This is a genomic window from Citrobacter braakii (assembly GCF_002075345.1).
GTDB lineage: Bacteria > Pseudomonadota > Gammaproteobacteria > Enterobacterales > Enterobacteriaceae > Citrobacter > Citrobacter braakii.
This window is the reverse complement of the sequence record NZ_NAEW01000007.1, coordinates 73,511-99,509: the sequence shown is the minus strand read 5'-3', so window position 1 is coordinate 99,509 and position 25,999 is coordinate 73,511. Positions and strand designations below refer to the sequence as shown.

25 protein-coding genes and 1 riboswitch are annotated in these 25,999 nt (G+C 54.8%); of the genes, 8 read left to right on the top strand and 17 right to left on the bottom strand.

Going from position 1 to position 25,999, the window contains the following annotated elements; all coding sequences use genetic code 11:
• Nucleotides 1-35: 35 nt before the first annotated feature.
• From rpoD to rpsU, 3 genes are all read right to left on the bottom strand, one after another.
• The gene (rpoD, locus tag BZK42_RS16200) at nt 36-1,880 is read right to left on the bottom strand and encodes an RNA polymerase sigma factor RpoD (RefSeq protein WP_016154549.1); all 1,845 of its coding nucleotides are present in this window, start codon (nt 1,878-1,880) and stop codon (nt 36-38) included.
• A 164-nt stretch (nt 1,881-2,044) separates the two neighbouring features.
• Complete coding sequence (gene dnaG, locus BZK42_RS16195) at nt 2,045-3,790, bottom strand: DNA primase (protein WP_046276250.1); 1,746 nt, start codon at nt 3,788-3,790, stop codon at nt 2,045-2,047.
• 240 nt (nt 3,791-4,030) lie between these two features.
• A complete protein-coding gene (rpsU, locus tag BZK42_RS16190) occupies nt 4,031-4,246 on the bottom strand; it encodes a 30S ribosomal protein S21 (RefSeq protein ID WP_001144069.1) in 216 nt (71 codons plus the stop codon).
• Nucleotides 4,247-4,481: 235 nt separating this feature from the next.
• Here rpsU and tsaD point away from each other — a divergent pair, with 235 nt between their 5' ends.
• The gene (tsaD, locus tag BZK42_RS16185; RefSeq protein ID WP_003024694.1) at nt 4,482-5,495 is read left to right on the top strand and encodes a tRNA (adenosine(37)-N6)-threonylcarbamoyltransferase complex transferase subunit TsaD; all 1,014 of its coding nucleotides are present in this window, start codon (nt 4,482-4,484) and stop codon (nt 5,493-5,495) included.
• A 48-nt stretch (nt 5,496-5,543) separates the two neighbouring features.
• On the opposite strand, the gene ureG is transcribed toward tsaD, so the two are convergent.
• From ureG to ttdA, 10 genes are all read right to left on the bottom strand, one after another.
• Nucleotides 5,544-6,161: an urease accessory protein UreG gene (gene ureG / locus BZK42_RS16180; RefSeq protein WP_016154547.1), complete on the bottom strand. Its 618-nt coding sequence runs from the start codon at nt 6,159-6,161 to the stop codon at nt 5,544-5,546.
• A 9-nt stretch (nt 6,162-6,170) separates the two neighbouring features.
• Nucleotides 6,171-6,842 carry an urease accessory protein UreF gene (locus BZK42_RS16175; RefSeq protein ID WP_047358659.1) on the bottom strand — a complete coding sequence of 224 codons (672 nt, stop codon included), beginning with the start codon at nt 6,840-6,842 and terminating at the stop codon, nt 6,171-6,173.
• The gene (ureE, locus tag BZK42_RS16170) at nt 6,842-7,300 is read right to left on the bottom strand and encodes an urease accessory protein UreE (RefSeq protein WP_047499211.1); all 459 of its coding nucleotides are present in this window, start codon (nt 7,298-7,300) and stop codon (nt 6,842-6,844) included. The genes BZK42_RS16175 and ureE overlap by 1 nt, the downstream gene beginning before the upstream one ends.
• A 9-nt stretch (nt 7,301-7,309) precedes the next feature.
• Nucleotides 7,310-9,013, bottom strand: a complete 1,704-nt coding sequence (gene ureC / locus BZK42_RS16165; RefSeq protein ID WP_080859508.1) for an urease subunit alpha — start codon at nt 9,011-9,013, stop codon at nt 7,310-7,312.
• Entirely contained in the window at nt 9,006-9,326 is a 321-nt protein-coding gene (locus BZK42_RS16160) for an urease subunit beta (protein WP_080859507.1), read from the bottom strand. The genes ureC and BZK42_RS16160 overlap by 8 nt, the downstream gene beginning before the upstream one ends.
• Before the next feature lie 9 nt (nt 9,327-9,335).
• Nucleotides 9,336-9,638, bottom strand: a complete 303-nt coding sequence (locus BZK42_RS16155) for an urease subunit gamma (protein WP_016154542.1) — start codon at nt 9,636-9,638, stop codon at nt 9,336-9,338.
• Nucleotides 9,639-9,648: 10 nt separating this feature from the next.
• Nucleotides 9,649-10,473 carry an urease accessory protein UreD gene (locus BZK42_RS16150; protein ID WP_200047093.1) on the bottom strand — a complete coding sequence of 275 codons (825 nt, stop codon included), beginning with the start codon at nt 10,471-10,473 and terminating at the stop codon, nt 9,649-9,651.
• Between the two features lie 123 nt (nt 10,474-10,596).
• Complete coding sequence (locus tag BZK42_RS16145) at nt 10,597-12,060, bottom strand: anion permease (protein ID WP_049283285.1); 1,464 nt, start codon at nt 12,058-12,060, stop codon at nt 10,597-10,599.
• 48 nt (nt 12,061-12,108) lie between these two features.
• Nucleotides 12,109-12,714, bottom strand: coding sequence for a L(+)-tartrate dehydratase subunit beta (gene ttdB, locus BZK42_RS16140; RefSeq protein ID WP_016154539.1), 606 nt, complete (start codon nt 12,712-12,714; stop codon nt 12,109-12,111).
• A complete protein-coding gene (gene ttdA / locus BZK42_RS16135) occupies nt 12,711-13,619 on the bottom strand; it encodes a L(+)-tartrate dehydratase subunit alpha (RefSeq protein WP_016154538.1) in 909 nt (302 codons plus the stop codon). Before ttdA ends, ttdB begins: the two co-directional genes overlap by 4 nt.
• A 212-nt stretch (nt 13,620-13,831) precedes the next feature.
• Here ttdA and ttdR point away from each other — a divergent pair, with 212 nt between their 5' ends.
• Nucleotides 13,832-14,773 (top strand): L-tartrate utilization transcriptional activator TtdR, encoded by a 942-nt coding sequence (gene ttdR / locus BZK42_RS16130; RefSeq protein WP_016157496.1) that lies wholly within the window; start codon nt 13,832-13,834, stop codon nt 14,771-14,773.
• A 31-nt stretch (nt 14,774-14,804) separates the two neighbouring features.
• Here the strand turns inward: ttdR and plsY are convergent, their stop codons facing one another.
• Nucleotides 14,805-15,422 (bottom strand): glycerol-3-phosphate 1-O-acyltransferase PlsY, encoded by a 618-nt coding sequence (plsY, locus tag BZK42_RS16125; protein WP_016154536.1) that lies wholly within the window; start codon nt 15,420-15,422, stop codon nt 14,805-14,807.
• 106 nt (nt 15,423-15,528) lie between these two features.
• Between plsY and folB the strand changes: the two genes are divergently transcribed.
• Both folB and bacA read left to right on the top strand, forming a co-directional pair.
• The gene (gene folB / locus BZK42_RS16120; RefSeq protein ID WP_003828442.1) at nt 15,529-15,897 is read left to right on the top strand and encodes a bifunctional dihydroneopterin aldolase/7,8-dihydroneopterin epimerase; all 369 of its coding nucleotides are present in this window, start codon (nt 15,529-15,531) and stop codon (nt 15,895-15,897) included.
• Nucleotides 15,898-15,983: 86 nt separating this feature from the next.
• Nucleotides 15,984-16,802 (top strand): undecaprenyl-diphosphate phosphatase, encoded by an 819-nt coding sequence (gene bacA / locus BZK42_RS16115; RefSeq protein ID WP_016154535.1) that lies wholly within the window; start codon nt 15,984-15,986, stop codon nt 16,800-16,802.
• Between the two features lie 52 nt (nt 16,803-16,854).
• Here the strand turns inward: bacA and BZK42_RS16110 are convergent, their stop codons facing one another.
• Both BZK42_RS16110 and BZK42_RS16105 read right to left on the bottom strand, forming a co-directional pair.
• Nucleotides 16,855-18,090, bottom strand: coding sequence for a multifunctional CCA addition/repair protein (locus tag BZK42_RS16110; protein ID WP_016157495.1), 1,236 nt, complete (start codon nt 18,088-18,090; stop codon nt 16,855-16,857).
• A gap of 61 nt (nt 18,091-18,151) precedes the next feature.
• A complete protein-coding gene (locus tag BZK42_RS16105; RefSeq protein WP_016154533.1) occupies nt 18,152-18,772 on the bottom strand; it encodes a TIGR04211 family SH3 domain-containing protein in 621 nt (206 codons plus the stop codon).
• 241 nt (nt 18,773-19,013) lie between these two features.
• On the opposite strand from BZK42_RS16105, the gene BZK42_RS16100 reads away from it, so the two are divergent.
• The 4 genes from BZK42_RS16100 (at nt 19,014) to glgS (ending at nt 25,288) form a co-directional block, all read left to right on the top strand.
• Nucleotides 19,014-20,315: a CYTH domain-containing protein gene (locus tag BZK42_RS16100; RefSeq protein ID WP_046276260.1), complete on the top strand. Its 1,302-nt coding sequence runs from the start codon at nt 19,014-19,016 to the stop codon at nt 20,313-20,315.
• A 125-nt stretch (nt 20,316-20,440) separates the two neighbouring features.
• Nucleotides 20,441-23,281 carry a bifunctional [glutamate--ammonia ligase]-adenylyl-L-tyrosine phosphorylase/[glutamate--ammonia-ligase] adenylyltransferase gene (gene glnE, locus BZK42_RS16095; protein ID WP_080859505.1) on the top strand — a complete coding sequence of 947 codons (2,841 nt, stop codon included), beginning with the start codon at nt 20,441-20,443 and terminating at the stop codon, nt 23,279-23,281.
• A 59-nt stretch (nt 23,282-23,340) separates the two neighbouring features.
• Nucleotides 23,341-24,774 (top strand): bifunctional D-glycero-beta-D-manno-heptose-7-phosphate kinase/D-glycero-beta-D-manno-heptose 1-phosphate adenylyltransferase HldE, encoded by a 1,434-nt coding sequence (gene hldE / locus BZK42_RS16090; protein ID WP_016154530.1) that lies wholly within the window; start codon nt 23,341-23,343, stop codon nt 24,772-24,774.
• A gap of 307 nt (nt 24,775-25,081) precedes the next feature.
• On the top strand, nt 25,082-25,288 hold the full coding sequence (gene glgS / locus BZK42_RS16085; RefSeq protein WP_019077704.1) for a cell surface composition regulator GlgS: 207 nt from the start codon (nt 25,082-25,084) through the stop codon (nt 25,286-25,288).
• A 34-nt stretch (nt 25,289-25,322) separates the two neighbouring features.
• On the opposite strand, the gene ubiK is transcribed toward glgS, so the two are convergent.
• On the bottom strand, nt 25,323-25,619 hold the full coding sequence (gene ubiK / locus BZK42_RS16080; RefSeq protein WP_003024618.1) for a ubiquinone biosynthesis accessory factor UbiK: 297 nt from the start codon (nt 25,617-25,619) through the stop codon (nt 25,323-25,325).
• Between the two features lie 132 nt (nt 25,620-25,751).
• Nucleotides 25,752-25,901: riboswitch (FMN riboswitch) on the top strand.
• Nucleotides 25,902-25,999: the final 98 nt, after the last annotated feature.

The window sequence follows — 25,999 nt, the reverse complement described above, 5'->3', positions numbered from 1 at the left end:
CACCTTGCGGTGGCGTTTATGCTTATGCGGCGAGATTAATCGTCGAGGAAGCTACGCAGCACTTCAGAGCGGCTCGGGTGGCGCAGTTTACGCAGCGCTTTCGCTTCGATCTGACGGATACGTTCGCGGGTAACGTCGAACTGTTTACCGACTTCTTCCAGTGTGTGGTCGGTATTCATATCGATACCGAAACGCATACGCAGTACTTTCGCTTCACGGGCGGTCAGGCCTGCCAGAACGTCGTGCGTTGCGGCACGCAGGCTCTCGGTGGTAGCAGAATCCAGCGGCAGCTCGAGGGTGGTATCCTCGATGAAATCACCCAGATGCGAATCTTCATCGTCGCCAATCGGCGTTTCCATGGAGATAGGCTCTTTAGCGATCTTCAGCACTTTACGGATCTTGTCTTCCGGCATCAGCATGCGTTCAGCCAGCTCTTCCGGCGTCGGCTCGCGGCCCATCTCTTGCAGCATCTGACGGGAGATTCGGTTGAGCTTGTTGATGGTCTCAATCATATGTACCGGGATACGGATGGTACGTGCCTGATCCGCGATCGAGCGGGTGATCGCCTGACGGATCCACCAGGTTGCATAGGTAGAGAACTTGTAACCACGACGGTATTCAAACTTATCAACCGCTTTCATCAGACCGATGTTACCTTCCTGAATCAAATCCAGGAACTGCAGACCACGGTTGGTGTATTTCTTGGCGATAGAGATAACCAGACGTAAGTTCGCTTCAACCATCTCTTTTTTCGCACGGCGGGCTTTCGCTTCACCGATAGACATGCGACGGTTGATGTCTTTAACCTGCTCGATGGTCAGGCCGGTTTCTTCTTCAATCTGCTGCAGTTTCTGCAGTCCGCGGTGAACATCATCTGCCACGTCGTGCAGTTTTTCAGACCACGGTTTGTTCATCGCGATTGCCGCGTTGAACCAGGTTTCGCTGGTTTCGTTGCCAGTGAACAGGGTGATGAAGTTTTTCTTCGGCATTTTGCACTGCTCAACGCAGAGCTTCATGATCAGACGTTCCTGAGTACGCACGCGGTCCATCATGACGCGCATGCTGTTTACCAGGTAGTCGAACTGCTTCGGCACCAGGCGGAACTGTTTGAACACTTCAGACAGCTTCTGAATTTCTTCCTGCGCGGCAGCATGGCTGCGGCCTTTCGCTTTGATGGTGTCGCGAGTGATTTCGTACTGAGTACGCAGTTCACCGAATTTTTCACGCGCTAATTCAGGGTCGATGCTGTTGTCGTCATCGCTGCTGTCGTCGTCATCTTCTTCATCTTCGTCTGCATCGTCATCCATCTCTTCCTGAGAGAGCTCAGAACCGACGTGTGTCGCCGTTGGCGCCATGTCTTCTTCCGCGTTCGGATCGACAAAGCCGGTGATCAGATCGGAAAGACGCGCTTCTTCAGCTTCTACACGATCGTATTGCTCAAGCAGGTAGGTGATGGCTTCCGGGTATTCGGCAACGGAGCATTGAACCTGGTTAATCCCGTCTTCGATGCGTTTAGCGATGTCGATTTCGCCTTCACGGGTTAACAGTTCAACGGTACCCATTTCACGCATGTACATGCGGACCGGGTCAGTTGTACGACCGATTTCAGACTCAACGCTGGACAGAACCTGGGCAGCCGCTTCTTCCGCGTCTTCATCGGTGCTGTTGGAGGTTTCAGCAAGCAGCAGATCATCGGCATCAGGTGCTTCTTCCATCACCTGAATACCCATGTCATTGATCATTTGGATGATGTCTTCGATTTGATCTGAATCGACGATATCTTCCGGCAGATGGTCATTGACCTCGGCATAGGTCAGATAGCCTTGCTCCTTACCACGTTGGACAAGTAGCTTCAGCTGTGACTGCGGGTTTTGCTCCATAAGACGGTATCCACACTTAATTCGTTTGATTGGTGTTGGGCGGTAAAACCGCCAACGGCAAAACGAGGGCATACTTATATTTTGCCGCTGCCTCTCCGTGCGGCTGTCGGGGGCTTCCCGAGCGATATTCGGCAGTTAAGCCGTTAAATACTTTTGTCTTTCTGTTATTTCTTGGCCAGTTCCTGGTTCAGCGTCCAGAGTTCCCGGCGTTCTTCGCTGCTTAAACCGTGTGTGCGCTCACGAGCTATCAACTCTTCCTGGCGCAGCTCAAGCATCGAATCAAACATATGGTTGAGTGAGTCGGTGAAGGTTTTTTCTGCGATATCTTTATCTGCTATATCGTCCCACATCGACAGTTTTTCAAGGGTCGCAGCATCATTTGTGCCACGATAGTGTTCTAAAAGTTGTCCGGTGGTCAGACCTGGCTGAGCCAGACAAGTGTTGACCAGTTCTCTGAATAAGCCAAGTCCAGGCAGTTTATTGCTATCCAGTGCGCCTAACGGCGGAACCAGCGGGGCGAGACCCGGGTTCTGTACCAGCAACCCTATAAGTATACGCATGGTCGTACGTTTTAGCTGTGGAACAGGGCGGGAAGCCCCATTTTCTGCCAGTTTTGGCATTAAACGTTCAAGCTGGCTGTCATCGAGAATGCCGAGCTTGTTTCCCAACTCCTGTCGCAGATAAATGCGCAACGTTTCGCCTGGTACCTGAGTAATCAGCGGTAATGCCAGCGTGCTGAGCTGTGCGCGTCCGTCTGGGGTACTCAAATCCACCTGCGGCAACAGGCTGTTAAATAAAAACGCGGAGAGCGGCAGCGCCTTCTCCATCCGGGCTTCAAAGGCCTCTTTCCCTTCTTTACGCACCAGCGTATCGGGGTCTTCGCCGTCAGGTAAAAACATAAAGCGTAGCTGGCGTCCGTCTGTCATATAGGGCAGTGCGGTTTCCAGCGCGCGCCATGCTGCGTCGCGTCCGGCACGGTCACCGTCGTAACAGCAAATTACGTTGTTCGTCGCGCGGAACAACAACTGGATGTGATCGGCGGTGGTTGACGTCCCAAGGGATGCCACAGCGTAGTTAATGCCGTATTGCGCCAGCGCCACCACATCCATATAGCCTTCTACCACTAACAGGCGCTGCGGATCGGCGTTATCCTGCTGGGCTTCATAAAGGCCATACAGCTGGCGACCTTTATGGAAAATATCGGTTTCCGGAGAGTTGAGATACTTCGGCAGGGCATCGCCCAGCACGCGTCCACCAAAACCAATGACTCGACCACGTTTGTCGCGGATGGGGAACATCACCCGTTCGCGGAAGCGATCGTAACTGCGTCCCTGATCGTTGGTGACCAACATTCCCGCATCGACCAGCGATTTACGATTCTCAGCATTGCCGCCAAACCGTTTCAGGACGTTGTCCCAGCCGGGGGGCGCAAAACCAATAGCAAAACGGGTGATAACGTCGCTACTTAATCCTCGCTTTTCCAGGTACTGGCGCGCGGGGGTAGCGGCGGGTTGCATCAAAGACTGTTGATAAAAAGTGTTCAGGCCGTCCATCAATTGATAAAGGCTTTGCCGTTGATGGCGCTCTATCTGACTAGGGCCACTGCCTGCTTCATAGGGCACTTCAAGGTTGTGCATTGCGGCCAGTTCTTCGACGGTTTCCACAAACTCGAGCTTGTCGTAGTTCATGAGAAAGTCGACGGCGTTGCCATGTGCGCCACACCCAAAGCAGTGATAAAACTGTTTCTCACCGTTTACGGTGAAAGAGGGGGTTTTTTCGTTATGGAACGGACAGCACGCGTGATAATTTTTGCCCTGCTTCTTCAGCTTTACCCGCGCGTCGATGAGATCGACAATGTCGGTTCTTGCCAGCAGGTCATTTATAAATACGCGTGGAATTCGTCCAGCCATATGCCCCGTTTATTTTTTTATGACTTATATACACAAAATCATTCAAGATGCATCAAGACGGCAAGGGAGCGAATCCTCAGGAGCGTACATCAGTACGTGACTGGAGGGAACGACTGCAGCCAACGCAGAGGCAGCTTGAATGATGATGCGTATAAACGAAAACAAGCCGCGCATTCCTTCCGGAAGCACGGCCTTACAACTACAACTCTGTCTGAATTGAGAGCCTTGGCTCTCAATGGATTAGTACAGACGAGTACGGCGTGCGTTTTCGCGAGCCAGTTTCTTCGCGTGACGTTTCACAGCAGAAGCTTTAGCGCGCTTACGTTCAGTAGTCGGTTTTTCATAGAACTCACGACGACGAACTTCCGCCAGAACACCTGCTTTTTCGCATGAACGCTTGAAGCGACGCAGTGCTACGTCGAACGGCTCGTTTTCACGTACTTTAATTACCGGCATGTAACTCTCACCTTTATAAATTCGGTTTGCCGCTGGCATCAACGCCAGCTTATTTCAAAATGGTGCGGAATTTTACTGCAATTGCTGCTGCTTTGTAAAGCACCGACGCGATTTTGAAAGGGACTTTTATAAGGATAAGGAGTATACACGAGCGGAACTCCTGGGGCGAACAAAGTTTTACATCAACCCGCATTGGTCCTACACTGCGCGGTAATAGAGCGAGGTAAAACAAGTCATGCGTGTACTGGGTATTGAAACATCCTGCGATGAAACCGGCATCGCCATTTACGACGATGAAAAAGGTCTTTTAGCCAACCAATTGTATAGTCAGGTGAAATTACACGCTGACTACGGCGGCGTAGTGCCAGAACTGGCCTCGCGCGATCACGTACGTAAAACCGTACCGCTGATCCAGGCCGCGCTGAAAGAAGCGGGACTGACGGCAAAAGAGATTGATGCGGTGGCGTATACCGCAGGTCCTGGTCTGGTTGGCGCGCTGCTGGTCGGCGCAACCGTAGGACGTTCGCTGGCGTTCGCCTGGGGCGTACCGGCAATTCCTGTGCACCATATGGAAGGGCATCTGCTGGCGCCGATGCTGGAAGATAATCCCCCTGCTTTCCCCTTCGTTGCGCTGCTGGTTTCCGGCGGTCACACGCAACTGATCAGCGTCACCGGTATTGGGCAGTATGAATTGCTGGGTGAATCGATAGATGATGCCGCCGGTGAAGCGTTCGATAAAACGGCCAAGCTGCTGGGGCTGGATTATCCTGGCGGCCCAATGCTGTCAAAGCTTGCATCGCAAGGCGTTGAAAAACGCTTTGTCTTCCCGCGCCCGATGACCGACCGTCCGGGTCTGGATTTCAGTTTCTCCGGCCTGAAAACTTTCGCCGCGAATACCATTCGTAATAACGAAAATGACGATCAGACGCGTGCAGATATCGCCCGTGCGTTTGAAGATGCTGTGGTTGATACGCTGATGATCAAGTGTAAACGCGCGCTGGATCAAACCGGTTTTAAACGTCTGGTGATGGCGGGGGGCGTGAGCGCTAACCGTACGTTGCGTGCAAAACTGGCCGAGATGATGCAAAAGCGTCGTGGCGAAGTGTTTTACGCGCGTCCGGAATTTTGCACCGATAACGGGGCGATGATCGCCTACGCGGGCATGGTGCGTTTTAAAGCGGGTGCAACGGCGGATCTTGGCGTGACCGTGCGTCCTCGCTGGCCGCTGGCGGAATTACCGGCGGCATAAGTACATAATATTGTAGGCCCGGTAAGCGTAGCGCCACCGGGCAATACTCTACTCCCGCAGCATCCCTTTCTCTTCCAGAAACGCGATAATTTTTTCCAGACCTTCTCCGGATTTTAAATTACTAAACGTCCACGGACGCTCGCCGCGCATGCGTAGGGTATCGCGCTCCATCACCTCCAGCGAGGCGCCCACGTAAGGGGCCAGATCGGTTTTATTGATCACCAGAAAATCAGATTTGGTGATCCCCGGACCACCCTTACGCGGGATCTTCTCACCTTCGGCAACGTCGATCACATAGATCGTCAGATCCGCTAATTCCGGGCTGAAGGTGGCGCTCAGGTTATCGCCGCCGCTTTCCACAAAAATCAGATCCAGATTGCCGAATTTCTCGCTCAGCGCCTCTACGGCGGCCAGATTCATCGACGCATCTTCACGGATAGCGGTATGCGGGCAACCGCCGGTTTCCACGCCGACGATCCTGTCTGGCTCCAGGGCGCCTGCCTCGGTGAGAATGCGCTGATCTTCTTTGGTATAGATATCGTTGGTTACCACCGCCAGTTGATAGCTGCTGCGCATGGATTTGCATAACGCTTCCAGCAGCGCCGTTTTGCCGGAGCCAACCGGGCCGCCAACGCCCACGCGCAGGGGATGCTTGTTGTTACTCATTTTTTCTCCTCAGGAGCGGAATAATCGGGAATATTGGGTTTCATGCCGGGCAGATGCGATGGCCGCCAACGGCGTTGCTGAGCCGAGGCTGGCGTCAGGACACGCCAGCGCCTGTGCCAGACCTTGCGCATACCGATTGCAGAGCGCAATGATCAAACGCTGGGCCGCCTGCTGCCCAAAAGGGACCAGTTTGACGCCAGCCATCACTGCGCTCTCAATCCAGCTGTAGCCGAGGCTTAACGCCAGCTCCGTCAGGGGGATTTTCCAGCGCACGCCCAGCCAGGCCATACCGCAGAGTTGGCTGTCGACAAAGAGCGCGCGCCACTCCCGCGAGCAATCTGCTTCCCAGTCGGTGACCAGCCGCGTAAACGCCGCGCCCCGACTGCGTTCTTCATCCCGTAGTTCGCGGGTTTCCCGACAGGCCAACAGGTAAGCGATCCAGCGGCGTGCTGCAGCGAGATCGTCCTGCTCGCAGGCGCGATACAGTCTCGCCAGTAGCGGTAGGTCGACGGTAAAGAAGTTCTGCTCCATCTGCTGGATTTGCCAGTCAGAGAAGTCATCGGCGCTTTTCACCCAGCCGATTTCAACCGCCCACTCCAGACCCTGGGACCAGGTAAACGACCCCACCGGGAGAGCGCTGCTGGCGAGCTGCATCAGACGCAGCTGTTGGATGTTATGCATCAGTGCGCATGGGCGTGATGATGCCCGTGTGATTCACTGGCATAAGCGCCTGCTTCCGGTTCAAACGGTAGTTGAGCGAACGTCACCTCCAGGCTGAACTGGCGCAACATGGCGTCCAGCACATGATCGTGATGGTAGCGCAACTCATCCGGCAGAATTTGCAGCGGAACGTGGCGATTGCCGAGGTGATAACAGGCTTTGGCGAGCAGGAAAGGATCGGCGCAGCGCACCACGGAAACTGACTCCGGCGCGGCGATCACTTCGATCACCTCGCTGCCATCTTCGGTGGTCAGCAGATCACCACTGCGTAACAGCAAACCGCGCGGAAGCATTAGTCCGGCTTCGCGACCGTCGTTCAGCGTCACTCTGGCACGGCTTTTTACTCGCATATCAATGGGTAGCGTGACGCTTGCGGTGACGCGGTGGGCGTGGTCAAGGCGTTGGGTCAGGTAGATCATCGTCACTCCTCAAAACAGGAAATAGCGTTGCGCCATCGGCAAAACGTCTGCCGGTTCGCTGGTGATTAGTTCGCCATCAATGCGCACCTCATAAGTCTGAGCATCGACGGTAATATTGGGTTGCAGGCCGTTGTGGATCATGTCGGCCTTTTTCACCGTCCGACAGCCTTTGACGACGGCGATGGCGCTTTGCAAATTGAGCTGCTGCGGGATGTTTTGCGCGTTAGCGGCCTGCGAAATAAAGGTCAGCCGAGTACGATGCCGCGCCGCGCCAAGTGCGCCGAACATCATGCGGTAATGCACCGGCTGCGGGGTGGGGATCGAGGCGTTGATATCGCCCATCGGCGCACACGCGATCATCCCGCCCTTTACGATCGTCGCTGGTTTTACGCCAAAAAAGGCTGGGGACCACAGCACCAGATCGGCCAGTTTGCCAGGCTCAACGGAGCCAACTTCGTGGGCGATGCCGTGGGTTAGCGCCGGGTTGATGGTGTATTTGGCGACGTAGCGTTTAACGCGCTGGTTGTCGTTGTCGCCTGTTTCTTCTGCCAGCGGACCACGCTGAACCTTCATGCGGTGCGCCACCTGCCAGGTGCGCAGGATCACTTCGCCCACGCGCCCCATCGCCTGTGAATCGGACGAGGTCAGGGAAAACGCGCCAATGTCATGCAGCACATCTTCGGCAGCGATCGTTTCCCGGCGAATGCGTGATTCGGCAAAAGCCACGTCTTCGGCGATATCCGGATCGAGGTGGTGGCAAACCATCAGCATGTCGAGATGCTCGTCGATGGTGTTGACGGTATAGGGCAGCGTCGGGTTAGTGGAGGAGGGCAGAATATTCGGATGCGCGCAGGCGGTGATGATATCTGGCGCATGGCCGCCGCCCGCGCCTTCGGTGTGGAAGGTATGAATGGTGCGATCGCCAATCGCCGCCAGCGTATCTTCAACGAAACCGGACTCATTGAGCGTATCGCTGTGCAGCGCCACCTGGATATCCATCTCCTCTGCCACTTCCAGGGAACAGTTGATGGTGGCTGGCGTGGCGCCCCAATCTTCATGGATTTTCAGGCCAATGGCGCCCGCGGTGATTTGCTCGCGCAGGGCGTCAGGGTTTGAGCCGTTGCCTTTACCCAGCAAACCGATGTTAACCGGCAAGGCGTCTGCCGCCTGCAGCATGCGCGCGATGTACCACGGACCCGGCGTGCAGGTGGTGGCGTTAGTTCCTGCCGCCGGGCCGGTGCCGCCGCCGATCATCGTCGTTACGCCGGAAACCAGCGCCTCCTGTGCCTGCTGTGGGCAGATCCAGTGAATATGCGTATCCACACCGCCCGCGGTGACGATCTTGCCTTCCCCGGCGATGACTTCAGTTCCCACGCCGATCGGGATCGTGACGTCGGGCTGAATATCGGGATTACCCGCTTTACCGATGGCGAAGATCCTGGCGTCCTTGATGCCGATATCCGCTTTCACGATCCCCCAGTGATCGACGATCAGGGCGTTGGTTATCACCAGATCCACACACGCTTGCGCGCGCATTTGTCCCTGACCCATGCCGTCGCGGATCACTTTCCCGCCGCCGAATTTGACCTCTTCGCCGTAGGTGGTGAAGTCTTTTTCCACCTCAATCCACAGCTCGGTATCCGCCAGACGTACCTTATCGCCGGTGGTTGGGCCAAACATGTCGGCGTACGCCTGCCGTGAAATTTCACTCATCATTTGCCTCCAGCGCGCCCATCACTTCGTTGCGAAAACCCACGATCCTTTGTGCGCCAGCGACGCGTACCAGTTCGACTTCGCGTTTTTGTCCCGGCTCAAAACGTACCGCCGTGCCCGCAGGAATGTTTAGACGAAAGCCGCGTGCAGCCCGCCTGTCAAAGCGCAGCGCCGGGTTCACCTCGGAAAAGTGATAGTGCGATCCCACCTGGATGGGTCTGTCGCCATGGTTTTCCACCACGATCGTACAGGTTTCCCGCCCCTGATTGAGCGCGATATTGCCTTTGGCTATCTGATATTCACCTGGGATCATTGCCGCTCCTTAAACGATCGGGTTGTGGACGGTGACCAGCTTTGATCCGTCCGGAAACGTCGCTTCAACCTGAATATCTGGGATCATCTCCGGAACGCCTTCCATCACCTGATCGCGGCGCAGGACGTGACGCCCGTCTTCCATCAGCGAGGCCACGGTTTGACCATCGCGTGCCCCTTCCATGATGAAAGCGCTAATTAGCGCCACCGATTCCGGATAGTTCAGCTTCAGCCCGCGGGCCAGGCGACGTTCTGCCACCAGCGCGGCGGTAAACAGCAACAGCTTGTCTTTTTCTCTGGGGGTCAGTTCCATACGGGGTCTCTTAGGTTTGCCAGATTCGCGGTAGTACGGGCGGTTTGTGTGTCAAAAGCGGGCGCAGAAATTGCCAGATGTCACGCATAACGCGCTGAACAATCAGGTTGTCGTTGGCAAGAAAGCGGATCGTCAGCAGTGAGTCGTTAAGCGTTGCCCCGGCGTAATCGCCAAGCGGCGTCAGCCGCTCGCGCGTGCCTTCCAGCATGTTTTCAGTGGCCGGATAACACAGCAACGTGCCGACCCAGGGATGGTGCGCAACGCCGCTCAGCTCCCCCTTCTGCAACTGCAAGCGCTCTATCAGCAGCGGCTGCCCATTTCGCCACACTTCCAGACGGTTTTGCAGCGTGCCGTGGCTGAAGGACTCCTGCATAACTGGTCGCCCGAGACACAGCAGATCCCAGGCCAGCAGTCGACTCTCTGACGCGATGTGAAAGACGGACTGGATAGTGGCGTTGGCGCCGGGAAAGAGGATCGTATCCTGGGGGAGCCACTCCAGCGTGGCGTGCGGCGCGAGCGTGAAATGTTGGCGTAGCAACGCCTGCGGCCCACCGCTGCGATAAAACTTTCCCGCGCCGGGCTGGGTGATTAACGCATGACTGTTTTCGTTGAGAGTTACGGCAATGTGTAGTTCATCCCCGCCGACGATCCCCGCGGGTGGATGAAGCAAATAGAGGTGGCAGACGTCCTCTTCCGGGTAAAACGGACGCTGAACCGTCAATGGACCATGATGACGCGCCGAGGCGAGCACCGTGTTGTGCCCAGTGCGGGTGAAATGCAGATCCAGTTCGGCCTGCCAGCCCCGTGTGAGTGTCTCGTGCGCAACCGTGTCCAGAGCGTTTCCCTTATCAGCATGAGGGTGTTTGCATACAAAAAAGTATGCCTCAGCACATCGGGAAATCGATCATATGAGAAGCTTATGGATAAAGGGGCGACAATATGCCGCCCCAATGGGGTTTTACAGTAAAACGAGGGGCATCCAGACCAGACCGGTAATCACCAGCAGCACAAGGAAAATCAGGCCAAAAATAGCACCGAGTCGCCAGTAATCCACCGTCGGCAAATAGCCGCTGCCGTAGTAGATAGGGCTAGGACCGGTGGCATACGGGGTCAGAATGCTGCCGAGACCAATGGCTGCGCCGACCATCAGGCAGAAGACCGGAAGTGGAATTTCCGGCATCGCCAGCGCGGCGGCAATCATCATCGGTGCCAGGGCGGAGGTATACGCCGTGGCGCTGGCAAAGAAGTAGCGCAGCAGATAGAACACCACAATGAGCGCCACCATCACCATCATCGGCGAATAGCCGCTCAACCCGTTTGCCAGCAGCTTGCCGAACCAGGTAATAAAACCGGTGTTATTGAGCCCGGTCGCCAGCGTTATCAGCGAGGCCAGCCAGAAAAAGACGTTCCACGCGGCTTTATTACTGACGATGTCATCCCAGCTAATGATGCGCAGTACCAGCATCAACGCCACTACGCTGTATCCGACCATCGCGGCGTCAATGTAATCGCCGCCGAAAATCCACAGCACCAGTGCGCCGACCATCAGCACCAACATCTTTTTCTCGCGTGCGCAGAGCGGTCCCATTGCTTTTAGCTCTGTATCCGCCCAGCGCGGAACCTGATCACCGGATTTCAGCACCGGTGGATACAACACGTACGCCAGCCAGGGCACAATCAGCACCAGTAAAATACTCAGCGGCAGCATGCCTAAGAACCAGTCGCCCCAGCTCAGCGCCGTGTGGGACGCGCCTTTCATCAGGCCGATTAACAGCAGGTTCGGTGCCATCGCCGTTAAGAAAATGGCGCTGGTGACGCAGTCGGCGACAATGCCCATCCACATAATGTACGAGCCAATGGAGCGAGAACTGGCGCTATTGGGCTGCGAGTTATACAGCGGCGGCAGGTTGCGGATAATCGGGTAGATTATTCCGGCCCCGCGCGCGGAGTTGGACGGCGTGACGGGAGCGAGGATAAGTTCAGAGAACATCACCGCATAGCCGAGAAACAGCGTCCGGTGCCCCATCTTTTTCACCAGCATCAGCGCGATACGTCGACCGAGCCCGGTTTTCTCATAGCCGGTACCAAACATAAAGGCCGCGAAGATAAGCCAGATTACCGAGTTTGAAAAACCTGATACCGCCCATGACAGCGATTTGGCGGTAAATTTAAAACCGTCCTGCGCGAGTTGCTCCGGGCTGAACAGCAGCCACGGTGAAAGGACGGCGATGATCGAAATGCCAATCATCGCTACCACCGCGCCCGGTACAGGTTCCAGAATCAGCCCCACAATCACACCGGTAAAAACGGCAAAATAGAGCCAGGTGTGGCTCTCAAGGCCGTTGGGGACGGGCAGTACAGCAATAATGGCGATGACCACCAGCGGAGCCAGGTATCGCCACCAACCAGCTAAAGGTGCCATTGTTGTATCCCTACGAAAAGGGAGAGGCGCAGCGCCTCTCCGGGAGGGTTATTTGATGTAGTGCACGTGCTCGCAGATTTCATCGACGATAGGATCGCGACGTTCAGCGAACAGCTTTTTGTTTTCGGCGATCAGGTTATTGCCGTGGGTGTCGATGGAAACGATCAGCGGGCCGAACTCTTTAACCCGACATACCCACAGGGACTCCGGCATGCCAAGTTCGGTCCAGTGTACCTCTTCGATCTCTTCAACCTGGGTTGCCGCCACGACCGCACAACCTGCCGGGAAGATTACGTGCAGCGCTTTAAACTGTTTGCAGCCTGCTTCCGTTAGCGGTCCCATGCCGCCCTTGCCGACCACCAGTTTGACGCCCGTCTGCTCGATAAAGTCTTTCTCAAACGCTTCCATACGCATGCTGGTGGTTGGGCCAACGGAGACCATCTCCCATTTTTCACCGTTCTTACGTACGATGGGCCCCGCGTGGAAAATGGCTTTGCCGTTCAGGTCATAAGGAATCGGGCGCTTCAGTTCGATCAGGCGGCGGTGACACACGTCACGACAGGTCACCAGCGTACCGGTCAGGTAGATGACATCGCCAACGCGAATGTCGGCCAGATCTTCGGCTTTGATCGGGGTTGTGAGGATCTTTTTCATAACGCGCTCCGGGTGTGAGACAGGTTTTCGAAGGAGAGGTCAGCATGAACTAACAGTGTGCCGCGACGGTGTGCCCAGCAGCCGGTAGAAACGGCAACGCCGATAGTCGACGGATGGCGTGCGGCGGATTCGATATGCACGCCCATCACCGAGCTATTCCCGGTCAACCCTTGCGGGCCAATGCCCAGACGGTTCAGCCCTTCTTCAAGACGCAGTTCCAGTTCGGCCGCTTTTGGATTCGGATGACGTGATCCGATAGGACGTAGCACCGCTTTACGAGAAAGGACGGCGGCGGTTTCCACAGAGGTGGCAATACCTACGCCCACCAGCACCGGCGGACAAGCGTTGACTGCCAACGTGGAGATATTTTCGAAGACAAATTTCACCACGCCCTCGTAGCCTTCAGAAGGCATTAACACTTTTGAACGTCCCGGCAGCGTACAACCGCCGCCTGCCATGTAGACTTCGATTTCCGCGTCGTCGTTATCAGGGATGATGTCCCAGGTGACCCACGGCACACCGGTACCGGTATTTTTGCCGGTATTCACTTCGTCAAAAATCTCGACCGCGTTATGGCGCAGCGGCGCTTTTACCGTGGCGTCTTCAACGGCCTGTTTCAGGATGCTTTGCAGTTCGCCCAGCAGCGGAAAACGGGAGCCGACCTTCACAAAGAACATAATCTCGCCGGTGTCCTGACAGGCCGGACGGTTCAGGTCGATAGCTTTCTGCATGTTGTCAAACATGGTGTGGTAGATGATTTTACCCATCGGTGAAGTTTCGCCTTCACGCAGCTGTTTTAATTTATCTACGACGTCGTCAGGCATGCGGGTAGAAATCATGGCGGTAAAATCGGCGACAATGTTTGTCAGCGTAGTTATCGCATTTTGGTTATTTTGATTGCTCATCTTGTTAACTCCAGTTCTTTTATTTGTCTGGAAATAAATTCTCCGCCACAAACTACCACTAAAAATGTGGGTTTATATTATTTGCCACTGTGAATATCCAATTAACAGATCGTGAATGATGTTCAGATAAGCAATAAAAATTGCGCAAAGGCAGGGTTTAATACGCATGAGGGAATTACACTGCGGTTAACAACTTTACGGATATACCTATCATGCTGAACACGTATCCCCTCGCGAAAGACCTGCAGGTCCTGGTTGAAATTGTTCATAGCGGCAGCTTCAGTGCCGCCGCCGCGGCGCTGGGCCAAACACCCGCGTTTGTGACGAAACGCATTCAGATCCTTGAGTCCACGCTGGGGACGACGCTGCTAAGCCGCTCCGCGCGCGGCGTGATACTCACGGAGAGTGGTCAACGTTGTTATGAACATGCGCAGGCTATTCTTGCGGGCTATCAGCATCTGGTCGATGACGTCACGCAACTCAAAACGCGCCCGGCAGGGATGATTCGTATCGGCTGTAGCTTTGGCTTTGGGCGCAGTTATATTGCACCGGCTATTACCGAACTGATGCATAGCTATCCTGAATTACAGGTGCATTTTGAACTTTATGATCGGCAAATTGATTTGGCGCAGGATAATATCGATTTGGATATTCGTATTAATGACGAGATTCCGGATTATTATATTGCGCATTTGTTAACGAAAAATAGAAGAATATTATGTGCAGCGCCGACGTATTTACAAAAATACGGTGAGCCGACAACGCTGCAGGAATTAAGTCGTCATGATTGCCTGGTCACTAAAGAACGCGATATGACCCACGGGGTGTGGGAGCTGGATAACGGCCAGGAGAAAAAGTCGGTCAAGGTGGCGGGACATCTTTCCTCTAACAGCGGCGAGATTGTGTTGCAGTGGGCGCTACAGGGAAAAGGGATTATGCTGCGTTCCGAATGGGACCTGCAGCCGTTTCTGGCAAGCGGTGAACTGGTGCGCGTGCTGCCGGACTATGCGCAAAGCGCCAATATCTGGGCGGTTTATCAGGAGCCGCTGTATCGCAGCGTGAAGCTTCGGGTGTGCGTGGAGTTTCTGGCGACGTGGTGCCAGCACCGATTAGGCAAACCGGTAGAGGGGTATCACATTCCCCACGCCGGATAAGACGCTGTTGCGTCGCTATCCGACATTAAAATCACTCTGGGTCTCTTTCGCGTTTTTTCTTCAGCTTGGTCCAGATCTTTGGCTCCTGACGACGCCACAGACGCTGAATGTTGTCATGGTGGCGTAACAGAATTAAGCACGACAGCATGGACACCGGGAAAGTGAACTGGGGATTGAACCACCAGACGTAAAAGGGGGCGATCAGCGCGCTGACGATAGCGCCTAGTGATGAATAGCCGCTTAATAAGACGGTCAGCAGCCAGGTTCCGGCCATCACGCCGGTTAAATCCCAACCAATCGGCGCAATTGCGCCAAAGGCGGTGGCAACGCCTTTCCCACCTTTAAAGCCGAAGAAGACCGGCCAAATGTGACCCAGACAGGCGGCGATCGCGATCAATCCCAGCCAGAAGGGGCTAATGCCTAGCGCATAGGCACCCCAGACGGGTAACATACCTTTCAGGACGTCGAAAATCAGCACCGCGACGGCGGCTCCTTTGCCACCGATGCGCAATACGTTTGTCGCGCCCGGATTCCCAGATCCGCTGTCACGCGGGTCCGGTAATCCAGCAAGGCGGCATACCAGAATAGCACTGGAAATTGAGCCACAGAGGTACGCGAAGATAATCATTCCAGGCGCGATTGCACTCATAAGCTGTTCCGTTTTGAAAATGTCGTGTAAAACGCTACTTCTGTGGATAATACGCATATTTCGCCGGAAGTGGTATCCGGGTTAGCCAAAAAGCAGGCAGGTCGTGATGGATATTGTATTTATAGAGCAACTTTCTGTAATCACCACTATTGGTGTTTACGACTGGGAACAAACGATCGAACAACAGTTGGTGTTCGATATCGAAATGGCGTGGGACAACCGTAAATCGGCTAAAAGCGATGATGTGGCTGATTGCCTGAGCTATGCTGATATTGCTCAAACGGTTGTTAATCATGTGGAAGGCGGGCGCTTTGCGCTGGTCGAACGCGTGGCGGAAGAGGTGGCGGATCTGCTGCTGAGCCGTTTTAATTCTCCATGGGTGCGGATCAAACTCAGTAAACCTGGCGCGGTAGCCCGTGCGGCGAACGTCGGGGTTATCATTGAGCGTGGCAATAATCTGAAAGAAAATAATTAAAATAATAATATCTAAACCAAACGGGTATAAAAGGGTCTTTATGTCGGCTCGTTTTCGCCGTGGTTTATCTATCTAGAGGTTCATTAATGAGTGATATGCACTCGCTGCTGGTGGCGGCAATTTTGGGTGTGGTCGAAGGATTGACGGAGTTTTTACCCGTTTCCAGTACCGGCCATATGATTATTGTTGGCCACTTGCTGGGTTTTGAGGGTGACACCGCAAAAACATTTGAGGTGGTTATCCAGTTGGGCTCTATCCTGGCGGTCGTGGTGATGTTCTGGCGACGTCTGTTTGGCCTGATTGGCATTCACTTCGGTAAGGTCCCACATGAAGGCACTGGCAAAGGTCGGCTGACGCTGGGCCATATCCTGTTGGGGATGGTTCCTGCCGTCGTACTGGGACTGATTTTCCACGACATCATCAAATCGCTGTTTAACCCGATCAACGTGATGTATGCGCTGGTGGTAGGGGGCGTGCTGCTGATTGCCGCAGAATGCCTGAAGCCGAAAGAGCCGCGTGCGCCGGGTCTGGATGATATGACCTATCGCCAGGCGTTTATGATTGGCTGTTTCCAGTGTCTGGCGCTGTGGCCGGGTTTTTCTCGTTCCGGGGCGACGATTTCTGGCGGTATGCTGATGGGAGTAAGCCGTTACGCGGCCTCCGAATTCTCCTTCCTGCTGGCCGTGCCGATGATGATGGGCGCAACGGCGCTGGATCTCTACAAAAGCTGGACGTTCCTCAGCGCATCAGATATTCCGATGTTTGCAGTTGGTTTCGTGACGGCGTTTATCGTGGCGTTGGTGGCGATCAAAACCTTCCTGCAGCTGATTAAGCGCATCTCGTTTATTCCGTTTGCGATTTACCGCTTTATTGTGGCGGCTGCCGTTTACGTCGTGTTCTTCTGATTTTACTAGCTTGCCGGATAGCGGCGTTAAAGCTTATCCGGCAATGCTCTGTCTACGCTTTCGGGCAACGTTGTTCTTTCCAGGCGGCCACCGCCGCGATCCGACGCCGGGTCAGTTCCTCGCGAATAGCCTGACCTTTGAATCCCGCCTCAACGACGTCTTTCGTTGGTACCGCCTGCGCAACCTGCCAGGCTTCACGCAACAGCCTGCCTTGCGGATAATCCGCCGCTTCAAAACCGGTTCGCCCACGCACGTCGGCCTCGCTGGTCAGGGCGATTTGCTCCACGCGCTGCGGTTTGCGCCAGGCATCGATGGAATCAAACAGCTTAATGATGGTTTTCGGCTGCAGGATCGGGAAGGTATGAATGAGGTCGTGGAACTCGGCTACCAGTTTGGCTAAATCACGGATGTCATTCGGCACGCGCAGGCGTTGGCACAGTTGCTCGACCAGCTTCACGCCTGCCGGACCGTGACCGTGGTGGCGTGGCCACAGCGCTTTTGGCGTCAATGCCTTGCCAAGATCGTGGCACAGCGTGGCAAAACGCACGTCGACCTCCGGACTTAACATGGCCGCCATCGACAGCGTCATCAGCGTGTGAATACCGGTATCAATTTCCGGGTGCCATTGCGCGGGCGCGGGAACGCCAAACAGGGCATCTACTTCCGGAAACAGGACGTGCAGTGCGCCGCAGTCGCGCAGGACCTGAAAAAATACCTGTGGGTTACGGGTGGTTAAAGCACCTTCTGTTTCTTTCCACACTCGCTCTGGCGTCAGGTGCTCCAGTTCCCCTGCGGCGTTCATATCGCGCATCAGCGTCATGGTTTCTTCAGCGATACGAAAACCGAGGTGCGCATAGCGGGCAGCAAAGCGCGCCACGCGCAGCACGCGCAATGGATCTTCGCTAAAGGCGGGGGACACATGGCGTAGCAGACGGTTTTCCAGATCGTCGCGTCCGTTATACGGATCGATAATCTCGCCGTCGTCATCGCGGGCCATTGCGTTGATGGTCAGATCGCGACGCTGAAGATCGGCCTCCAGCGTCACATCCGGCGCGGCGTAGCAGGTGAATCCGGTATACCCCGAGCCTGATTTGCGTTCGGTACGCGCCAGCGCATACTCTTCCCGGGTTTGCGGATGCAGAAACACGGGAAAATCGCGCCCTACCTGCTGGTAGCCCGCGTCGAGCATCTCTTGCGGCGTGGCGCCGACAACAACCCAATCTTTATCTTTAATCGGTAGCCCTAATAACGCATCCCGAACAGCACCACCGACCAGATAAATCTTCACGCCACTTTCCTTTTGAAATTATGATCCCTTAATCATATGTCAGTGCGGCGGAGAAGGCGATTCAGTTCATCCAGCGATCTTTGCGTTTACGGCTGGGGATCATGTGTGGCAGAACCAAGCCGAGCAACAAACCAAGACCCAGCACGCCGCCGCCGTACATAAACCACTGCATGATGATGGTGCGCTGTTTGTCATCAAGCTGAAGGTTGGCTGCGCTGACCTTCTTTTGCGCCACGATAAGCTCGTTCCTCAGCTTCTGGTTTTCTTGTTTCAGCCCGTCGATTACGCTGTCGCTTTGCGACACTTTTTGCTGCATATCGGCGGTGCGCTGATTCCACGTGGTGTCGATATTATTGAGCTTATCGGTCAAGGTCTTAACCTGGTTTTCCAGATCGGGAACGCGGGTACGCAGGCTCGGCGTACTATTCAGCTCTTTCAGTGGGATCCAGGCGGTACGTCCGGTGCTGTCTTTCACCTGGGCGTAGTTAGTGTTGGCATCGGTCTGTAATAGCGTGACTTCCTCGCCGGCGTTAACCGTACCCACGAGGCGATAATTATCTCCCGGACCGCTGCGGACCCAGGTGTTCAGTTCGTCAGAAACATAGCGCTTTTCTTCGGCATGAGAGACTGCAGTGGCGCTAAGTGCGAGTAAAGTTAATCCAATCAGGCGTAATTTTGGCATCAGGCTGTCGTTATTGTCATAGAAAGTGGAACGATAGTAGTGGCATCAGTGTCTCTACGCAAAGCATTCGACATCAATCGGAATCATCTGTGTCCTTTTTGCCACCACTCGAAACTTTTACGCCCGTCAAATTGCTCGTTGCATGGCAATTTGGCGCAAAATACTATCTACTGACCATAAAGAACGAGCTTAGTTCGCAGTCAGTTTTCTCAACTGTGACATAACCCATAAGTACAAGACCATGGCCCAGGAAATCGAATTAAAATTTATCGTCAATAGTGACGCCGTAGATGCGCTACGTGAACGTCTGAATACGCTGGGGGGAGAGCATCATGCGCCCAGCCAGTTGCTGAATATCTACTACGAAACGCCGGATGCGTGGCTGCGTGGTCACGATATGGGGCTGCGTATTCGCGGTGAGAACGGTCATTACGAAATGACCATGAAAATTGCCGGACGAGTGACGGGTGGCCTGCATCAGCGGCCGGAGTTTAACGTTGCGCTGAACGCGCCAGAGTTGGATCTCTCCCTGTTTCCAACGGAAGTCTGGCCTGATGGCAAACTGCCCGCTGAACTTGCCTCTCAGGTACAGCCGCTCTTCAGCACCGATTTTTACCGTGAGAAATGGCACCTTGATATCGACGGTAGCCGCATTGAAATGGCCCTCGATCTCGGGGAAGTGAAAGCGGGCGAGTTGGCTGAACCTATCTGTGAGCTTGAACTGGAGCTGTTAAGCGGCGATACCCGTGCGGTATTGAAGCTGGCAAACCAGCTGGTATCGCAAACCGGTTTACGCCAGGGCAGCCTGAGTAAAGCGGCGCGCGGCTATCATCTGGCTCAGGGGAATGCACCGCGTGAACTCAAACCGACGCGCATTTTGAAGGTTCCGGCAAAAGCGAGTATTGAGCAAGGGTTGGAAGCGGCGCTGGAGCTAGCATTATCACAGTGGCAGTACCATGAAGAGCTGTGGGTGCGCGGCGTCAAAGGGGCGAAAGCCGAGGTGCTGGCTGCGATGGGCCTGGTGCGTCACATTCTGATGCTGTTTGGCGGTAATGTGCCACGAAAAGCGAGTGCTCACTTACGTGATTTGCTAACCCAGTCGGAAGCGATCATTGCGTCTGACGTTTCTGCCGTTTCCGCGGTTTACAGCACGCAAACGGCGATGGCCAAGCTGGCGCTGACCGAATGGCTGGTGACCAAAGGGTGGCAGCCGTTCCTTGATGCGAAGGCGCAGGGTAAAATAGCCGACTCCTTTAAGCGTTTCTCAGATACCCATCTCTCGCGCCATGCCGCTGAACTGAAAACAGCTTTTGCTCAGCCGCTGGGCGATCAGTACGCCGATCAACTTCCGCGCCTGACGCGCAATATTGATAGCATGCTGATGCTGGCGGGATACTACGACGAAAAGGTCGCATCGGAATGGATCGCCACCTGGCAGGGTTTACGTCACGCCATTGCGGCCAACCAATACATTGAAATTGAACACTTCCGCAACGAGGCGATCGCTTTGGAACCGTTCTGGTTGCACAGCGGAAAACGATAATCAGGGTGAGGCCGGGATGCCTGATGGCGCTGCGCTTATCAGGCCTACGCGATGGGCGGAAGCGTCATGTAGGCTGGATAAGGCAACATGCCGCTGCCCGGTACTATTCAAAGGATAATCCATAAATGAAGCAGCTCTCTTCACCGTTACAGCATTACTGGCCGACCGTTGTTGAGCGGCTGCCAGCAGCAATATCTGAGTCCTCGCTTAGCATTCAGGCGAAGTCAGTGCTTACATTCAGTGATTTTTTTCGCGACAGCATTATTGCCCATCCCGAATGGCTGGTCGAACTGGAAAGCACGCCACCCGAGGCGGATGAATGGCAACACTATGCTGATTGGTTACAGCAAGCATTGGTCGACGTTAGCGACGAAAACACGCTGATGCGTGAGCTGCGCCTGTTTCGCCGTCGCATCATGGTGCGTATCGCCTGGGCGCAGACGCTGTCGCTGGTGACGGAAGAGAGTATCTTGCAGCAGCTAAGCCATTTGGCTGAAACGCTGATCGTCGCCGCGCGTGACTGGTTATACGCCGCCTGCTGTCGTGAATGGGGTACGCCCTGTAATCCACAAGGTGTTGCGCAACCGCTGCTGATTTTAGGTATGGGGAAACTGGGCGGCGGCGAACTGAATTTTTCCTCTGATATCGATCTGATTTTTGCCTGGCCGGAGCACGGTAGTACGCAGGGCGGACGTCGCGAGCTGGATAACGCGCAGTTCTTTACCCGTATGGGCCAGCGGCTCATCAAAGTGCTGGATCAGCCCACAATGGATGGATTTGTCTATCGGGTGGATATGCGTTTACGCCCGTTTGGCGACAGCGGCCCGCTGGTGCTGAGCTTCTCTGCGCTGGAGGATTATTATCAGGAACAAGGGCGCGACTGGGAACGCTATGCGATGGTCAAGGCCCGCATTATGGGCGATTGCGACGGTACTTACGTCAGTGAGCTTCGCGCTATGCTGCGGCCTTTTGTTTTCCGCCGCTATATTGATTTCAGCGTGATCCAGTCTCTGCGTAACATGAAAGGAATGATTGCCCGCGAAGTGCGCCGCCGTGGCCTGAAAGACAACATTAAGTTGGGCGCGGGCGGTATTCGTGAAATCGAATTTATCGTGCAGGTATTCCAGCTTATTCGCGGTGGGCGCGAGCCGTCATTGCAATCCCGCTCGCTGTTACCCACGCTCAGCGCCATCAATGCGTTGCACCTGCTGTCAGATACCGACGCGGAACAACTGCGCGCAGCCTATCTCTATTTACGTCGTCTGGAGAACCTGCTGCAAAGTATCAATGATGAGCAGACCCAGACGTTGCCAGGCGATGAACTGAACCGCGCGCGGCTGGCGTGGGGGATGAACGTCGATGACTGGCAGCAGCTAACCGATGTGCTGGCCAGTCATATGGACAACGTGCGCCGGGTGTTTAACGAGTTGATTGGCGATGACGAAGCAGAAACCCAGGAAGAGTCGCTCTCAGAACAGTGGCGTGAACTGTGGCAGGACGCATTACAGGAAGATGACACCTCGCCGGTGCTGACGCATCTGGCGGATGACGATCGCCGGCGCGTGCTGTCTCTGATTGCCGATTTTCGCAAAGAGCTGGATAAACGCACCATTGGCCCACGCGGACGCCAGGTGCTGGATCACTTAATGCCACATCTGCTGAGCGATGTCTGTTCGCGTGACGACGCCTCAGTCCCGCTGTCGCGCATCACACCGCTGCTGGTAGGCATTGTGACCCGTACGACCTATCTGGAGCTGCTGAGCGAATTCCCCGGAGCGCTTAAGCATCTGATTTCGTTATGTGCCGCTTCGCCGATGATCGCCAGCCAGCTGGCGCGGTATCCGCTGTTGCTCGATGAACTGCTGGATCCGAACACCTTGTATCAACCCACTGCGACGGATGCCTACCGTGATGAACTGCGTCAGTATTTGCTGCGCGTGCCGGAAGATGACGAAGAGCAGCAGTTGGAAGCGCTGCGTCAGTTTAAGCAAACGCAGTTGCTGCGCATTGCCGCGGCAGATATCGCTGGTACGCTGCCGGTGATGAAGGTGAGCGACCACTTAACCTGGCTGGCGGAAGCTATTATTGATGCGGTAGTCCAGCAGGCGTGGATGCAGATGGTCGCTCGCTACGGGCAACCCACTCATCTTGACGGGCGCGAGGGGCGCGGTTTTGCCGTCGTCGGGTATGGCAAACTGGGCGGCTGGGAGCTGGGCTACAGTTCGGATCTTGATTTGATCTTCCTGCATGACTGTCCTATGGACGTGATGACGGATGGTGAGCGTGAGATTGACGGGCGACAGTTCTATTTGCGTCTGTCGCAGCGCATTATGCACCTTTTCAGCACCCGCACCTCATCCGGTATTTTATATGAAGTGGATGCGCGGTTGCGTCCGTCCGGCGCGGCGGGAATGCTGGTGACATCAACCGAGGCTTTCGCTGATTACCAGCGCAACGAAGCCTGGACGTGGGAGCATCAAGCGCTGGTGCGCGCTCGAGTGGTGTACGGCGACCCACGGTTGACCTCTCAGTTTGATGCGATTCGTCGCGATATCATGACCCTCGTCCGCGACGCGAAAACCTTGCAGACCGATGTGCGCGAAATGCGTGAGAAAATGCGGGCCCATTTGGGCAATAAGCATCGCGATCGTTTTGATATCAAAGCGGATGAAGGCGGCATCACCGACATTGAGTTTATTACGCAATACCTGGTGCTGCGCTATGCGCATGAAAAACCGAAGCTGACGCGCTGGTCGGATAACGTGCGCATTCTGGAGTTACTGGCGCAAAACGACATTATGGATGAGCAGGAAGCGCTGGCGCTTACCCGTGCTTATACGACGCTGCGCGATGAACTTCATCATCTTGCATTGCAGGAACTTCCGGGCCATGTGGTGCCGGAGCTCTTCGACGCTGAACGTACGCTGGTGCGTGACAGCTGGCAGAAGTGGCTGGTTGCCGAGTGAAGTGTGCTATTATCGCGCGCAAATTTTAAGACCCTCAGAGAATCTCTCAGGAGACAGGAATGAAAGTAACGCTGCCAGAGTTTGAACGTGCAGGAGTCATGGTTGTCGGTGATGTGATGCTAGATCGCTACTGGTACGGTCCTACCAGCCGTATTTCACCTGAAGCGCCGGTTCCGGTGGTGAAGGTTGATACCATTGAAGAACGTCCCGGTGGCGCAGCAAACGTGGCGATGAACATTGCCTCTCTGGGAGCGAATTCGCGTCTGGTTGGCCTGACTGGGATTGACGACGCGGCGCGTGCGCTGAGCAAAACGCTGGCGGATGTGAACGTAAAATGTGACTTCGTTTCTGTGCCAACTCATCCGACGATCACCAAACTGCGCGTGCTTTCCCGCAACCAGCAACTGATTCGCCTGGATTTCGAAGAAGGTTTTGAAGGCGTGGATCCGCAGCCACTGCATGAGCGTATTAACCAGGCTCTGGGCTCCATTGGCGCTTTGGTGCTCTCCGATTACGCCAAAGGCGCGCTGGCAAGCGTGCAGCAGATGATTGCTCTGGCGCGTAAGGCTGGGGTGCCGGTGCTTATCGATCCGAAAGGGACCGATTTTGAACGCTATCGTGGCGCAACGCTGCTGACGCCGAATTTGTCTGAATTTGAAGCGGTGGCCGGTAAGTGCAAAAGCGAAGATGAACTGGTTGAGCGCGGCATGAAAGTGATTGCAGATTTCGACCTTTCCGCGCTGCTGATCACGCGTTCCGAACAGGGTATGACGCTGCTGCAACCGGGCAAATCGCCACTGCATATGCCGACGCAGGCGCAGGAAGTGTATGACGTGACGGGTGCGGGCGATACGGTGATCGGCGTGCTGGCAGCGACGCTGGCGGCGGGGAACACTCTGGAAGAGGCGTGCTATTTTGCTAATGCCGCAGCGGGTGTTGTCGTCGGTAAACTGGGGACTTCAACCGTTTCCCCGATTGAACTGGAAAACGCCGTGCGCGGTCGGGCCGACACTGGCTTTGGCGTGATGAGCGAGTCTGAGCTGAAACAGGCCGTAGCCAGCGCCCGCAAGCGCGGTGAGAAAGTGGTGATGACCAACGGCGTGTTCGACATCCTGCATGCGGGCCACGTTTCCTATCTGGCGAATGCGCGCAAGCTGGGCGATCGTCTGATCGTGGCGGTAAACAGCGATGCTTCGACCAAACGTCTGAAAGGCGAAACGCGTCCGGTCAACCCGCTGGAACAGCGCATGATCGTGCTGGGCGCGCTGGAAGCCGTCGACTGGGTGGTCTCTTTTGAAGAAGACACACCACAGCGTCTGATTGCCGGCATCCTGCCGGATCTGCTGGTAAAAGGCGGCGACTATAAGCCGGAAGATATTGCGGGCAGCAAAGAAGTGTGGGCGAACGGCGGTGAAGTGCTGGTGCTGAACTTTGAAGATGGCTGCTCAACGACCAATATCATCAAGAAGATCCAAAAAGACAGCGATAAATAACAAATGCTGGAAACGTATCGAACTTTTGGATGCGATACGTTTCTTGCTATTGATGCTGCTGTTTTCTTCAACCCAGAGTAAAGGAATAAGGGGAGAGGGGATTTCTCCCCCCGATTTACTTTTACATGACGTTACAATAAGCGTGCGTCACGCTGACCTTAAATCCGACCCCTCTTAGATTTCGTGGGAAACTGTGAACCAGCGCAGTGGTTTTGCGCACAATATGTACAGAATAACTTCGCATCCAGGGAAATACTGAAATTAGAAAAAGCATATGGCCTTAACAGATATTCAATAACTGGAGGGTATGCTCATGAACAGCAATATGTATTCAATGAACAATTTCGATTTCCTGGCCCGTAGTTTTGCCAGGATGCAAGCTGAGGGCCATCCCGTAGATATCCAGGCGATAACTGGGAATATGGATGAAGAACATCGTAGCTGGTTTTGCAAACGCTATGCGCTGTACTGCCAGCAGGCGACGGAGGCCAGGAAGCTAGAACTGGAACACTAACAGAAAAAACGGGCCTTGCGGCCCGTTGTCGTTTTTACTCTTGCGGATCGACTGACGGGATCGCGGGAGCAGGTTTAACTTCTGCCGTTTTTTCACGCGATTCCAGCTCAGTCAGACGTTGCTCAAGTAGCGCCAGCTTTTCACGGGTACGCAGCAAAACCTGAGTCTGTACATCAAACTCTTCACGGCTTACCAGATCCAGACGGGTCAGCTGTGACTGCAGCGTTTGACGAATTTTCTTCTCGACGTCTTCGCCAAACTCGCGGATCCCTTTCGGCATCGACTCGTGAACCTGACGAGCAATCTGCTCAATTTTTTTCGGGTCAATCATTGTGGTTTCCCTGAACTGGTACGTGTTGTTGCCTATTGTAGTGCGAACTGGCACAGGCATAAACCAGAATTGTGTGAAGCTAAGACGAGCAAAGGCGTTGATGAAGGTAATCAATAGCGTTATAGTTAACTCGCTTATTCTCAGGGCGGGGCGAAATTCCCCACCGGCGGTAAATCAACTCAGGTTGAAAGCCCGCGAGCGCTTTGGGTGCAAACTCAAAGGTCAGCAGATCCGGTGTAATTCCGGGGCCGACGGTTAGAGTCCGGATGGGAGAGAGTAACGATCCAGTCGGGCATGGACCCGCTCACGTTATTTTTTTGCCGCTTAGACGGTACTCCTAAGACTGCCCTGATTCTGGTAACCATAATTTTAGTGAGGTT